The sequence below is a fragment of the Kribbella sp. genome (assembly GCF_035655035.1).
Taxonomy (GTDB): Bacteria; Actinomycetota; Actinomycetes; order Propionibacteriales; family Kribbellaceae; genus Kribbella.
The window spans coordinates 1-12,981 of sequence record NZ_DASRVN010000287.1 but is presented as its reverse complement, the minus strand read 5'-3'; the positions used below and the strand labels follow the sequence as shown (position 1 = coordinate 12,981).

The window sequence follows — 12,981 nt, the reverse complement described above, 5'->3', positions numbered from 1 at the left end:
CGCCGACGATCGTCCGGACCGCGTCGTCGAGCGTCGCGCGCGGCACCGGGAAGGTCTCCGCGATCAGGTCCGCGAGGTGGGACGCCTTACCGGGATGGAGATTCAGCAGAATGGTTGCCTGTGGCGCATAAACGCCGAGCGCGATGCAGGCGAGCGCGTACCGGTCGACGTCGACGCCCTGCCGGTCCTGCGGCGCGGCGTACCCGGGGTGGGCCAGCGTCGAGCGGGCCTGGTCCTCCGCCTTCGTCGCGACCTCGAAGTCGATCAGCGTGAGCTTGCCGTTCACGTCGAGCAGCAGGTTGTCGGGGTGCAGATCGCAGAACACCACACCGCGCTCGTGCAGCTGCCCGACGGCTTCGCCGACCTTGGCGACCATCGCGGTCGCCCATTCGGCGTACGCCGCCTTGTCTGCCGGGGAGGCGTCCGGATGCGTCAGCGGGTACCGGCGGACGAGCTCGCGTTGCAGCGACACCGAGTCGATGTGCTCCTGGACGAGGAAGTGGTGCTCGCCGAGCTGCAGGTAGTCGTGGGTCTGCGGCACTGCGTCGAGGCCGTCGAGCTGCTCGAGGATGTCGCGCTCGTGGGCGATCCGGGTCACGGCGTCCCGGCCGGCCAGGTCCAGCCCGGCGTGCGGACGGCCTTCCTTGAGTACGACGCGGTCGCCGCTCTCGTTGTGGTGGCCGAGGTACACGCCGCCGCCGTTCGAGAACTGGATGACGCCGTCGATCGTGTACGCGAGGTCGTTGGTGGTGACCGCGTTGCGCGCGTCCAGGTGCGGCTGCAGGAAGTCCGGGAGCTGCACCCAGGGCGGTGTGACGAAGGTCGGGCCGCGGTGGTCCGGGACCAGGTTGCCGTGCACGTCCTCGATCGCCAGCACACGTTCGCCGGCCGGGGACAGGCAGTAGCGGCTGACGAAGGCGCCGTACCGGACGAACAGCGGTCCTTCGGCGTAGCGCAGATCGCTCAGGATATAAGGGCCTTCGACGCCACGCAGTACGTCGTTCAGCTCCTTGAGGACCAGCTCGAGCTGCGCGTCGTCGGTCGGGTAGATGGTCACCAGCTTGCCGCTCGACCCGCGGGGTGCGGCCTTCGAGTTCGTCATCACCAGCACGGCCTCGTTGCGCAGGAACTTGAACGCGATGCCGCGCGGGACGCAGTACTCCCAGACCGCCGCGAGCGTCCGCTCGACGTCCTGCAGGCGCGCCGACACGTGGATCTTCCAGCCCTGCGCGGGCAACCGGAGGCCGTCTGGCGCGTAGTGCATCCACTGCTCGCCCGGCACGTGCTGCCAGCTGTCCGGCACCGGCCGCTGCGTGATCGCGAAGTCCGGGTGCGCGGCACCGCGGTTGGCCGGCGTCTCGTAGAACTGACGATCCGCAAGGCAGTAGAACTCGTAACTCTCGTGCATGACTGTCCGACCCCCCTTTCGTGGTGCCCCACAAATCCTGAAGGTCTTTCAGTGCTCGGCGTAGTGCACTGTGTCATCACTCAGATGTGAAGAACGCATGTACTACGAGTGAGTAACTAAACACTCGTTGTTACGGTTGCGGGTCTTCTGAGCGTGAAACTCGCTGTAACAACATGTCAATCCGTCCCGAACCCATCACAACCCGTAACTTCGTCACGTGTGTGTCGTGGACGGGTAGGTGCGTACTTCGGTGGCCTTGAGAGTCGCGTGGAGTGCGAGTCCGGGGTGCAGGTGCAGGTCGGCCACCGCGGCCGGTGTGATGTCCGCGAGCAGATCGGCCGGTCCCGCCGGTGCGGCGTTCAGCCGGACCCGCACGGTGTAGGCATGCTGCTCGATGCCGGTGACAACGGCCGGCCAGGTATTACGCGGGCTGCCCGCGGGCGCTGTCGGGTACAGGCTCACTGCGGTCGGCGGGAAGGCTACGTGGACCTCACCTGTCGCCGGCTCGGCGAGGGTGATGCTGCCGGCGTCGGTGAGTTTGACGGTGGTGCCAGTCGCAGTGCCTCGGTAGAGGTTGAGGCCTACGAGTTGCGCCACGTAGTCGGTGCGCGGGCGGTGGGCTACCTCGGTGGGTTTGCCTTCCTGGACCACCTGGCCGTTCTCGATGATGACCAGGCGGTCTGCCAGCACCATGGCGTCCAGCGGGTCGTGCGTGACCAGCAGTGTGTGTCCTTCGAAGCGCGACAGGTGCTGACCGAGCTCAGCGCGAACGTGCAGCGTCGTACTGGCGTCCAGCGCAGCGAGCGGCTCGTCCAGCAGTAGTAGCTCGGGGTCTGTCGCCAGTGCTCGGGCAAGCGCGACGCGTTGTGCCTGTCCACCCGACAGCGCCCTGGGCTTCGCACGTGCGTACTCCGATAGTCCGACGACCTCCAACCAGCGCGCAGCCTCCGTACGGGCGGTCTGCTTCTCCATGCCGCGGGCACGAAGCCCGAACGCCACGTTCTCCAAGCAGCTCAGGTGGTTGAACAGCAGGTAGTCCTGGAACACCACACCGATCGGGCGGCGGTCCGGCGTACGGAAGGTCCGTGGCGGCTCGTCCCATACAGCGGAGTCCAGTGCGATGCGTCCACTGTCCACTGCGAGCAGGCCGGAGATGGCGCGCAGCGCGGTGGTCTTGCCGGCGCCGTTGGGTCCAAGAAGCGCGACAACCTCACCCGGCTCGACGGTTAGGTCCAGGTCGAGGCTGAAGGCGCCACGGCGTACCCGCAGGTCGGCGTACAGAGTCATCGCAGCCCACTGATCCAGCGTTCGCGCAACGACGCCAGGACGACGACGGAGACGAGTAGAAGGACCAGACTGAGTACGACGGCGACGTCCGGGTCGGTCTCCAACGCCAGGTAGACGGCCAGCGGCATGGTCGTCGTCCGCCCCGGGAAGTTGCCCGCGAACGTGATGGTGGCACCGAACTCGCCCAGCGCCCGCGCCCAGCACAACACCATGCCGGCAACAACACCCGGCGCGATCGACGGCAGCGTCACGCGCCGGAAGGTCATCCAGCGGCTGGCACCGAGCGTTGCGGCCGCCTCCTCGTACCGCGAGTCCGCCGCGCGCAGGGCGCCCTCGACGGAGATCACCAGGAACGGCATGGCCACGAACGCCTCCGCCACGACCACACCAGCTGTTGTGAACGGCAAGGAGATGCCGAACCACGAGTCGAGGTACTGACCGACCAGGCCGCGTCGCCCTAGCACCAGGAGCAGGGCTACACCGCCGACTACGGGTGGCAGGACCAGCGGCACGGTTACGAACGCTCTGATGACGCTGCGGCCGGGCAGCTCACCTCGGGCGAGTAGCCAGGCCAACGGGACGCCTAGCACTACGCACACCGCCGTAGCGGAGGTAGCGCAGACCAATGACAGCTTGAGCGCCTGCCAGACGTCAGCGCTGAACAGCCGCGCCGGGAGCGTCGACCACGGCGCCTGGGTGATCAGGCCGATCAGTGGGACGAGAAGGAAGGCCAGCCCGAGCATTGCGGGCAGCAGGAGTACGAGAGGCAACCGCCCGGTCGTACTCCTGCCACGGCGACTCACGGTGCGTCGAAGCCCGCGGCGGTGAGGATCGCCTTGCCCTTGTCCGACAGGACGTAGTCGACGAACGCCTTGGCGCCGTTGGGGTTCGGCGCCTTGGTCAGCGTGGCGATCGGGTACTGGTTGACGGCCTTGCTCGCCTCCGGGAACTCGATGCCCTCGACCTTGTCCTTGGCGGACAGTACGTCGGTCTTGTACACCAGGGCCGCGTCGACCTCGTCAAGGCTGACCTTGGTGAGCGCCGCCTTGACGTCCTTCTCCAGGGTGTCCGGCTGGGCGGTGAGCCCGGCCGCCTTGAACACCTTCTGCGCGGCCGCGCCGCACGGCACCTCAGGAGCGCACAGCGCGATCTTCTTGCTCTTGTCGGTGAAGTCCTTGAGGCCGGTGATGTGGCCCGGGTTGCCCTTGGGTACGGCGATCTCGAGGGTGTTCTTGACGAAGGTGGTCGGGGTGTTCTTGTCCGTCACCTGGTCCATGTTCTTCGGCGCCGCGGAGGCGAACACGTCGGCCGGTGCACCCTTGTTGATCTGCTGCGCCAGCGCCGAGCTGGCGTCGAAGTTGAAGTTCACCTTCACGCCGGGGTGCGCGGTCTCGAAGTCCTTGCCCAGCTGGGTGAACGTCCCGGTCAGCGAGGCGGCGGCGAACACGTTGATCTCGCCGGACAGCGACGGCGTCCCGGAGGTCGAGGGGGTGGAGGCCGCTGGGGTGTTGCTCCCGCAGCCCGCGAGGGCGAAGGCGGCGACAGCGGCGAGGGCGGCGAACGCGGTGCGGCGGAACATCAGGCCTCCGGGATCTCGACAACGACATGGGTGGACTTGATCGAGGCGACCGCGATCACACCGGGCTCCAGCCCGAGCTCGTCGGCGGCCTCGCGGCTCATCAGCGACACCACCCGGAACGGCCCGGCCTGCAGCTCGACCTGCGCCATCACGCCGTCCTTGAGCACCCGCGTGACGATTCCGCGCATCCGGTTCCGCGCCGAGGCGGCGGTGGTGTTCCCGGGCTCCGGCGAGTCCGCCAGCTCCTGGGCGAACGCGGCGAGCGCTTGCCCGGCGATCGCCATCCGCCCGTTCTCCTGCTGCGACGGCAGCCGCCCCTGATCGATCCAGCGGCGCACCGTGTCGTCACTGACACCCAGAAGCGCAGCCGCCTCACTTACCCGCAAACTCGGCACGCCAGCCAGCATACGTCCGCAGATACGGATTGATGCCAGGTTTTCCACAGTCACGGATCGGTGACGGAAAGTGTGGGCGAATCCTCGTAAGTTAATGGGCATGAGCACAACGGCGATGCGGGACTATCTGGACGGGCCGCACAAGGCGGCGCGGGACGTCGTGCGGGCCGCGCTGGGCGCGCACGCCGACCTGGGCGACATGGCGGTGCGACTGCCGCGGGACGAGTACCGGGACAAGGTTCTCGACCTGCTGCTGGAGTCGGCCGCGGCCGGGCTGCCCGCGCGTGGGTACCCGAAGGAGTACGGCGGGGCGGCCGACCTCGGCGGGTTCATCGCCGGCTTCGAGACGCTGGCCTTCGGCGACCTGTCGCTGATGGTGAAGGCCGGTGTGCAGTTCGGGCTGTTCGCCGGCGCGATCCAGCACCTCGGCACCGAGCGGCACCACGAGCGGTATCTGGCGGACGCGATCAGTGGGCGGCTGCTCGGCTGCTTCGCGATGACCGAGACCGGCCACGGGTCGAACGTGCAGGCCCTCGGCACGACGGCAACGTACGACGAGGCGACGGGAGAGTTCGTCGTACACACGCCGACCGCGGCGGCGCGCAAGGGCTACATCGGGAACGCGGCCCGCCACGGCCGGATGGCGGCCGTGTTCGCGCAGCTGGTGGTCGGCGGGGAGAGCCACGGCGTGCACTGCCTGCTGGTGCCGATCCGGGACTCGGGCGGCGCGGCCCTGCCCGGCGTGACCCTGTCGGACTGCGGCCCGAAGCTCGGGCTGAACGGCGTGGACAACGGTCGGATCGTCTTCGACCAGGTCCGGGTGCCGCGCGACGCCCTGCTGGACAGGTACGCCCAGGTCGATGCCGACGGCAACTACAGCAGCCCGATCGAGAACCCGGACCGCCGCTTCTTCACGATGCTCGGGACGCTCGTCCAGGGCCGGGTGTCGGTCGGCGGCGCGGCGATCAACGCGAGCAAGGTGGCGCTCGCGATCGCGATCCGGTACGGCGCCCAGCGCCGGCAGTTCGGTGCGCCGGGGAGCAGTGAGGAGACGATCCTCCTCGACTACCGGATGCACCAGCGCCGGCTGCTCCCGCTGCTCGCGCGGACGTATGCGCAGCACTTCGCCCAGGCGGAGCTGGTCGAGGAGTTCGCCCGCGTATTCACCGATGACCGGGACGAGCACGACCGGCGGGCGTTGGAGGCACAGGCCGCCGGGACGAAGGCGCTCGGCACCTGGCACGCGACCGAGACGATCCAGGTCTGCCGCGAGGCGTGCGGCGGCGCCGGCTACCTCTCGGAGAACCGGCTGGCCACGCTGAAGGCGGACACCGACGTCTTCACCACTTTCGAGGGTGACAACACGGTCCTGCTGCAGCTGGTCGCGAAGGGCCTGCTGACCGACTACCGGCGCTCGTTCGGCGAGCTGGACCCGTTGGGTACGGCGCGGTTCGTGGCCGCGCAGGCGGTGGAGATCGCGGTCGAGAAGGCGGCGCTCCGTCCGCTGATCGAGCGGCTGCGCGACGTCGTGCCGAATCGGGGCGACGCCGGGGACCCGGACGCCGGGCTGCGGGACGACGCGTACCACTCGGGGCTGCTCCGGTATCGCGAGGAGCACATGCTGTCCGGGGTGGCGCGCCGGCTGAAGGCCGGGATCGACGCCGGGGACGACGCGTTCGATGTGTTCAACCGGTGCCAGGACCATGTGATCGCGGCCGGGCGGGCGCATGTCGACCGGGTGGTGCTGGAGGCGTTCCAGTCCGCGGTGCAGGCCGCGCCGGAGGAGATCCGGCCGGTGCTGCACGACCTGTACGACCTGCACGCCTTGGTGACGATCGAGGCGGAGCGTGCGTGGTACCTCGAACACGGACGGCTCTCACCGGGCCGCTCGAAGGCGATCACCGCGCTGGTCAACGAGCTGTGCGCGGTCGTCCGTCCGGCGGCGGTGGACCTGGTCGACGCGTTCGGCGTACCGGGCTCGGCGGTGGACGTGCCCATCGTTGTACCGTCACAGCATGAGTGAGATGCCCTCTGAGTCGATCGAACCCGCGTCGGCCGCCGAAGCTGCCCGCGAGCTGGCCCGGGTGCTGCTGGAGCAGGCCGACGCTCTGGACCTGCACGACCTGCGGGCGACCGCCGCGATCGAGAGCGTCCGGGTGCAGGCCCGGACGCTCGCGGACGCGGTGCACGAGCGTGGCTGGGGCGACATCTTCCTCGGCATCGACTCGTACGACCCCGACGAGCTGGACGACCTGCCGCTCGGCCCGGACGACTTCGACGACCCTGCCGACTACCGGGAGATCGTCGAGGGCGGCGGGCTGGACGACCTGGACGAGCTCGACGAGCCGCTGCTGCCGGAGAACGGGCTCCGCCTCAGCTACCAGGCGCGCTACGACTACGTGGTCACCGACCCGGACGCCTTCGTGCGGTACGTGCGCAGCCGCGCCGAGGACGCCCCGGACGACGCGCTGACCGACGACGCGATCGACGACATCGAGGACGCCCAGTCGGCGTTCGAGCTGCTCTGCTACCTGGACGGCATGGGCTCCAAGGCGTACGAGTCGTTCGGCCTGGTCCCGGGCGGCGGCGAGGAGTCCCACAAGATCGTCCGGTTCTCGCTCTGGGACCTGGACCCGACCCGGCGCGACGACACCTACCCGTACTGAACCTGCCCGTACCGAACCAGCCTGTACTGAATCAGCCCGTACCGAAAGGAATCGCCCCGCCGTACTGGTCCCCAGCAGCACCAGTACGGCGAGGCGATCTCCAGAAAGAAACGCCGGCCGCGTCGGGTGTTGGTCGCCACCTCACTGGCGACCAACACCCCGCCGACGCAGCCGGCGTCCTGCTGTTGCCCCGAGAGGGCAGTGGCCCGAAGGAGGGCGGGCCCGAGACCCATTCCGCGGCCGGCAGGGGAGGTACAGTCCGGTCGCGGACGGGAGTGCATCGGGAACCACCTGGACCCAGTGCCGGCGACCCGTCCGTCGCCGACATGAGAAAACTGTCATGCGGCCCGGGCTACCGGGAATCCTCGGGTTCAAACATTTGCATTGCCTTTGAAGTAAGCAACGCTCAGTAAAACTTCCTTCACTTTCCGTAGAGATGTTGCCTGTTGCAACAACAAGGATCTGGGCAGTTGGTCAGATTTTGAGCAGTTTGACGACCGCCAGCACCCGCCGATGGGTGTCCGGGGCGTCCTCGATGCGGAGCTTCTGGAAGATGCTCCGCATGTGGCTCTCGACGGTCCGCTCGGCGAGCACCAGTTGCGCCGCGATCGCGCTGTTCGAGCGGCCCTCCGCGACCAGCGCGAGCACCTCGCGTTCCCGGGCGGACAGCGCGGACAGCGGATCGCCGGCCCGGGTGGGGGTGACGAGCGCGGCGACGATCTCCGGGTCGAGCGCGGACCCGCCGGCCTGTACCCGGCGCATCGCGTCGAGGAAGTCCGCGACCCGCAGTACCCGGTCCTTCAGCAGGTACCCGAACCCGCCGGTGCCGACCAGTTCCACCACGTGCCGGGTCTCGATGTGCTGCGACAGCATCAGGATCGGCCGGTCGGGCCGTTCGGCACGCAGCGTCACCGCGGCCCGCGCGCCGTCGTCGGTCATCGTCGGCGGCATCCGTGCGTCGATGATCGTCAGGTCCGGGTCCACCGCGCGGACGATGTCGAGCAGCACGTCCGCAGAGTCCGCCGTACCGGCGACGTCGTGACCGTTCTCGGTCAGCAGCCGGCTCAGGCCCTCGCGGAACAGGGCGGAGTCCTCGCCGATCACGATGCGCACGGGATCTCCACCGTGATCGCGGTCCCCGCGCCGGGTGGGCTGTCCACCGTGAACGCGCCGCCCACCGACGCGACCCGGTCCCGCAGCGATGTCAGCCCGAAGCCCTCCCGGGCCCCGCCGACGCCGTCGTCGCGCACCACGGCCCGCAGTACCTCACCGGTGACGCCGACCGAGACCGAGAGCCGGGTCGCTCGCGCGTGTTTGAGCGCGTTCGTGATCGCCTCGCCGACCGTGAAGTACACCGCGGTCGCGGCATTCTCACCGACCTCGAGCTCGGGAACGACGAGATCGACCGGCACCGTACTGTCCGCGACCAGGTGCCGCAGCGCGACCGCGAGCCCGTCGTCGAGCCGGCTCGGACGGACGCCGTGCGCGATCCGCCGGAGTTCGGCGACGGTGTGCTCGACCGTCTCCACCACCTCGTCGAGTTCCCGGTACGCCGGGTCGCCGGGTGTCAGCCGGTACTGCACCGACCGCAACCGCATCCCGATCGCGATCAGTCGCTGCTGGGCGCCGTCGTGCAGGTCGCGCTCGAGCCGCAACCGCTCCGCGTTCACCTCGTCCATCAACCGTGTCCGGCTGGTCCGGACCTCGGCGAGAGCCTCCCGGAGCTCCAGCCGCAACCGGCTGACCTCGATCGGCAGCCGGGCCTCGACCGCGGCCTCGCGGGCGCGGCGGATCCGGCGCGCGGACGTCGTACCGAGGACCAAGGCCCCGACGACCGAGTCACCGGTCCGCAACGGGATCGCGCCCGCGGGTACGTCGAACTCCGCACCCGGGCGGCGGAGCAGCACGCGGAGCGCCGGGTCGTCGAGCGCGGAGCGCAGTACGGGCTCGATCTGTTCGGGCTCGGCCTCGCCATCGCGGACCCGGCGGACGAAGTCGCGGATCCGATCCAGGACGACCGTACGGTCCGGGTCGACCAGCCGCCCGATCGCGCGGTGGATCCACTGGTACAGCGGGAGCAGGACGAGCGCGGTGCCGAACGCGGCCGCCGTGACGCCGACCCGGTCCGGGAAGTACCCGCCGACCACGACGACCAGCGCGGCGAACACACCCGCCGAGATCAGCGTCGTCACGATCCAGCTGACGGTCGTGCCGAGCAGCCGGTCGACGTCGAACAGGTCGTGCCGCAGGATCGCGACCGCGATCGCGGCCGGTACCAGGATCAGCATCGACACCAGGAACCAGGTGTAGGCGAGCGTGCCCGGTACCCCGAACGCGGTCGCCAGCCAGCTGGCGGCCAGCAGGATCGGTACGGCGAGAGCCGCGGCCATCAGCCAGCGCAACCGAAGCCGCGTGAGCTGATCGCCCCGCCGGTAGCGGACGACGAGGCTGAACGCGGCCGCGAGCAGAACGCCGAGGAAGGCCAAGAACGTGATGACGATCAGGGCCACTCGCAGCGGCCCGGGCAGCCGGAACGGGGGATTGCCGAACCCGCCATCCGAGTAGGTGCCGGGGTCGGAGGCGACGGTGAAGTTCACGAGCGCCGCCGCGAGCGGTACCGCGGCCCAGAGCACTTTCCAGCGGCGGCCGGGCAGCAGGCCGTCCGGGAACAGCAGGACCAGCGTGACGAACCCGAGGAACAGCCACGCCCACACGCCCGAACCGATCACGTCGACCGTGCGTGCGGCGGGCCAGGGATGACCGGTCCGGTAGGTCGCTCCCCAGTCCTCCACCGTGAAGACGACGGCCGGCATCGTCGCGGTCAAGGCGAGAGCCGGCCCGATCGGGCTCGCCGGAACGCGAACGACCACCAAACAGCCCAGCACCAACGCAGGCAGGAGCAGTGCGGTCGACGTCGGCCACTCAGCCGGACCGCCGATCGAGGGCGGCCCGTAGGCGAGCGCCATGCGTACGGCGGTGGCCGCGACGAACACAGCCGTCGCGGCGACGACCAGACGCCGAGGCCGGAACACACCCACATGATGACCGCAGAACGCGTCCCGCGCACCAGTGCCAGCACGTAGTGGCCGGCCGGGGTTCAGGACCGGCGGCAGCACCGATGCGGCAGGCCGTACGGCGCGGCGATCGTGAGGGAGTCAGCTACTCGAGAAGGGGAATCCCGTGATCGCCATCGCCACCGTCCTGCTCGCCTTTCCGCTCGGCTTCTTCCTGCGGAACCGGCTCGTCGCCCACGTCGTGTACATCGCGATCTACGCCTACTGCTTCACATTCCAGACGCTGTATCTGCTGAGGTCGTGGGTCGGCGGCAGCCACCAGGCGTTCCCGGCCGATCCGAACACGTTGCCGATCGGCTACTTCGTCGTCACGGCCGGGATCTACCTCGCCGGGAACCTGCTCGTCGCCCTCGGGCAGCGGGTCGGCAGCAGGCGCCGTACCCGGGCCGTCGACCTCGACCCGGTCAAGTGATCGCCCGCCTGGCGCTCCAGGAGGGAGGAGCGTCAGGCGAGTTCGAGCTGGGTCGCCGGGCGGGCCGGGACCTCGCCGTACGTGGTGGTGCGCTGCCGCGCCGGGCGGCCGGCGGCGTCCGCCATCGCGGTCAGCTCGGCGATCGACTTGCGGCTGCCGTGCTTGGAGCCCGCCATCCGGCTGATGGTCTCCTCCATCAGCGTGCCACCGATGTCGTTCACGCCACCGTTCAGGACCGCGACGCAGCCGTCGACGCCGAGCTTCACCCAGGAGCACTGGATGTTGTCGATCCGGCCGTGCAGCATGATCCGCGCCATCGCGTGCACCGCCCGGTTCTCGTCGTACGTCGGGCCGGGGCGGGCGATGCCGGCCAGGTAGATCGGCGAGTTCTGGTGGATGAACGGCAGCAGGACGAACTCGGTGAAGCCGCCGGTCTGGTCCTGGACCGCGGCGATCGTCCGCAGGTGCTGGACCCAGTGGTGCGGGGCGTCCACGTGGCCGTACATCATCGTCGAACTGGACGGCAGGCCGACCCGGTGCGCGGTACTGATCACCTCGATCCAGCTTGCCGTCGGCAACTTTCCCTTGGTGAGGATCCAGCGGACGTCGTCGTCGAGGATCTCGGCAGCGGTGCCCGGGATGCTGTCCAGGCCGGCCTCCTTCACCGAGATCAGGAACTCCTCGATGGACAGGCCGGTACGTACCGAGCCGTTGATGATTTCCATCGGCGAGTACGCGTGCACGTGCATGTCCGGGACCCGGTCCTTCACCGCCCGCACCAGGTCGGCGTACGCCGTACCCGGGAGGTCGGGGTGGATGCCGCCCTGCATGCAGACCTCGGTCGCACCGATCACCCAGGCTTCCTCGGCGCGCTGCCCGACCTCGTCCATCGAGAGCGAGTACGCGTCGGCGTCGGTGCGGCGCTGCGCGAACGCGCAGAACCGGCAGCCGGTGTAGCAGACGTTGGTGAAGTTGATGTTCCGGTTCACCACATAGGTGACGTCGTCGCCGACCGTGGCCTTCCGCAACTCGTCCGCGATCCGCGCCAACTGGTCCAGGGCCGGCCCGGTCGCCGTCATCAGCGTCAACGCCTGCTCGTCGGAGAGCCCGGCGGGGTCGCGCTCGGCAGCGGCCAGCGCTTCCTTGACGTCGCCTTCAAGACGTTCTGGAGCGGTTCGACCGGCCACGTCCTCGCGGAGGGTGTCCCAGTCGCCGTAGGCGGCGTCGAAGTCGGAGCGGGTTTCGGTGCGGCGGCCTTCGGTGTCGATGGCCGTGTGGAGGTCGGTGCGGCCGACGCTGTCCCAGCCGCCGTCGGGCTCCTGCCACGGGAGACCGACCGGCATCGCCGCCTCGTTGGCCAGGCCGGTGGCCGGGTCGACCAACGCCTCGACGTGTGAGATCAATCGCGGGTCGAGCCACGGCTCCCGCAGGTATTCCGGGTGCGTCGTCAACCGCTCCCGCAACACGAACCCCGCATCGGCGGTCACCTTCGCGAGGTCGTCGATCTGCGGCCACGGCCGCTCAGGGTTCACGTGGTCGGGCGTCAGCGGCGACACCCCGCCGAAGTCGTCGACACCGGCATCCAGCAACTGCCGGCATTCAGCCAGATCGACCAGGTTGGGCGGCGCCTGCACCCGGACCCGCGGACCGAGCACGATCCGCGTCGCGGCGATCGCCGCCAGCCACTCGTCCAGCGGTACGTCGGCGTCGTTGCGCATCGCCGTGTCCGGTTTCACCCGGAAACCCTGAATGATGATCTCCTGCAGCCCGTTGTACTGCCGCGCGATCTTCCGGAGCGCGAAAACGGATTCCGAACGTTCCGAAAGCGTTTCCCCGATCCCGATCAGCAGCCCGGTCGTGAACGGAACGTTCGACCGCCCAGCGTCCTCGAGCACCCGCAGCCGGACGGCCGGGTCCTTGTCCGGCGAGCCGAAGTGCGGCTGGCCCTTCTCCTCGAACAGCCGTCGCGACGTGGTCTCGAGCATCATGCCCATCGACGGTGCGACGGGCTTGAGCCGCGAGAGCTCCGACCAACTCATCACCCCGGGGTTCAGATGCGGCAGCAGACCGGTCTCCTCGAGCACCCGGATCGCCATGGCGCGCACGTAGTCCAGCGTCGAGTCATACCCGCGCTCGTCGAGCCACTGCTTGGCCTCGTCC

General features: G+C 69.3%; 11 protein-coding genes. 3 read left to right on the top strand and 8 right to left on the bottom strand.

Features of this window, described 5'->3' with window-relative positions:
- From lanKC to VFF46_RS16590, 5 genes are all read right to left on the bottom strand, one after another.
- A partial coding sequence (gene lanKC / locus VFF46_RS16610; protein ID WP_325038024.1) for a class III lanthionine synthetase LanKC occupies positions 1 to 1,408 on the bottom strand: 1,408 nt, incomplete at its 3' end.
- Between the two features lie 213 nt (positions 1,409 to 1,621).
- Complete coding sequence (locus tag VFF46_RS16605) at positions 1,622 to 2,695, bottom strand: ABC transporter ATP-binding protein (RefSeq protein ID WP_325038023.1); 1,074 nt, start codon at positions 2,693 to 2,695, stop codon at positions 1,622 to 1,624.
- On the bottom strand, positions 2,692 to 3,438 hold the full coding sequence (modB, locus tag VFF46_RS16600) for a molybdate ABC transporter permease subunit (RefSeq protein ID WP_325038025.1): 747 nt from the start codon (positions 3,436 to 3,438) through the stop codon (positions 2,692 to 2,694). Before modB ends, VFF46_RS16605 begins: the two co-directional genes overlap by 4 nt.
- 56 nt (positions 3,439 to 3,494) lie before the next feature.
- Positions 3,495 to 4,274 carry a molybdate ABC transporter substrate-binding protein gene (gene modA / locus VFF46_RS16595; RefSeq protein ID WP_325038022.1) on the bottom strand — a complete coding sequence of 260 codons (780 nt, stop codon included), beginning with the start codon at positions 4,272 to 4,274 and terminating at the stop codon, positions 3,495 to 3,497.
- Positions 4,274 to 4,681, bottom strand: coding sequence for a TOBE domain-containing protein (locus VFF46_RS16590; RefSeq protein WP_325038021.1), 408 nt, complete (start codon positions 4,679 to 4,681; stop codon positions 4,274 to 4,276). The genes modA and VFF46_RS16590 overlap by 1 nt, the downstream gene beginning before the upstream one ends.
- A gap of 88 nt (positions 4,682 to 4,769) precedes the next feature.
- On the opposite strand from VFF46_RS16590, the gene VFF46_RS16585 reads away from it, so the two are divergent.
- A complete protein-coding gene (locus VFF46_RS16585; protein ID WP_325038020.1) occupies positions 4,770 to 6,692 on the top strand; it encodes an acyl-CoA dehydrogenase in 1,923 nt (640 codons plus the stop codon).
- On the top strand, positions 6,685 to 7,335 hold the full coding sequence (locus VFF46_RS16580) for a hypothetical protein (RefSeq protein WP_325038019.1): 651 nt from the start codon (positions 6,685 to 6,687) through the stop codon (positions 7,333 to 7,335). Before VFF46_RS16585 ends, VFF46_RS16580 begins: the two co-directional genes overlap by 8 nt.
- A 474-nt stretch (positions 7,336 to 7,809) precedes the next feature.
- On the opposite strand, the gene VFF46_RS16575 is transcribed toward VFF46_RS16580, so the two are convergent.
- Together VFF46_RS16575 and VFF46_RS16570 are read right to left on the bottom strand one after the other, a co-directional pair.
- A complete protein-coding gene (locus VFF46_RS16575) occupies positions 7,810 to 8,448 on the bottom strand; it encodes a response regulator transcription factor (protein ID WP_325038018.1) in 639 nt (212 codons plus the stop codon).
- Positions 8,436 to 10,367, bottom strand: a complete 1,932-nt coding sequence (locus VFF46_RS16570) for a sensor histidine kinase (protein WP_325038017.1) — start codon at positions 10,365 to 10,367, stop codon at positions 8,436 to 8,438. Before VFF46_RS16570 ends, VFF46_RS16575 begins: the two co-directional genes overlap by 13 nt.
- A gap of 148 nt (positions 10,368 to 10,515) precedes the next feature.
- Here VFF46_RS16570 and VFF46_RS16565 point away from each other — a divergent pair, with 148 nt between their 5' ends.
- Positions 10,516 to 10,821: a hypothetical protein gene (locus VFF46_RS16565; RefSeq protein ID WP_325038016.1), complete on the top strand. Its 306-nt coding sequence runs from the start codon at positions 10,516 to 10,518 to the stop codon at positions 10,819 to 10,821.
- A 32-nt stretch (positions 10,822 to 10,853) separates the two neighbouring features.
- Here VFF46_RS16565 and VFF46_RS16560 read toward each other — a convergent pair.
- Positions 10,854 to 12,981, bottom strand: a 2,128-nt coding sequence (locus VFF46_RS16560) for a bifunctional FO biosynthesis protein CofGH (protein WP_325038015.1), incomplete at its 5' end; no start/stop codon positions are given.

What these genes read in the sequence shown, in the direction of transcription:
- VFF46_RS16605 (WP_325038023.1), bottom strand. Translation starts at nt 2,695, where the DNA reads ATGACTCTGTACGCCGACCTGCGGGTACGCCGTGGCGCCTTCAGCCTC.
- modB (WP_325038025.1), bottom strand. Translation starts at nt 3,438, where the DNA reads ATGCTCGGGCTGGCCTTCCTTCTCGTCCCACTGATCGGCCTGATCACC.
- modA (WP_325038022.1), bottom strand. Translation starts at nt 4,274, where the DNA reads ATGTTCCGCCGCACCGCGTTCGCCGCCCTCGCCGCTGTCGCCGCCTTC.
- VFF46_RS16590 (WP_325038021.1), bottom strand. Translation starts at nt 4,681, where the DNA reads ATGCTGGCTGGCGTGCCGAGTTTGCGGGTAAGTGAGGCGGCTGCGCTT.
- VFF46_RS16585 (WP_325038020.1), top strand. Translation starts at nt 4,770, where the DNA reads ATGAGCACAACGGCGATGCGGGACTATCTGGACGGGCCGCACAAGGCG.
- VFF46_RS16580 (WP_325038019.1), top strand. Translation starts at nt 6,685, where the DNA reads ATGAGTGAGATGCCCTCTGAGTCGATCGAACCCGCGTCGGCCGCCGAA.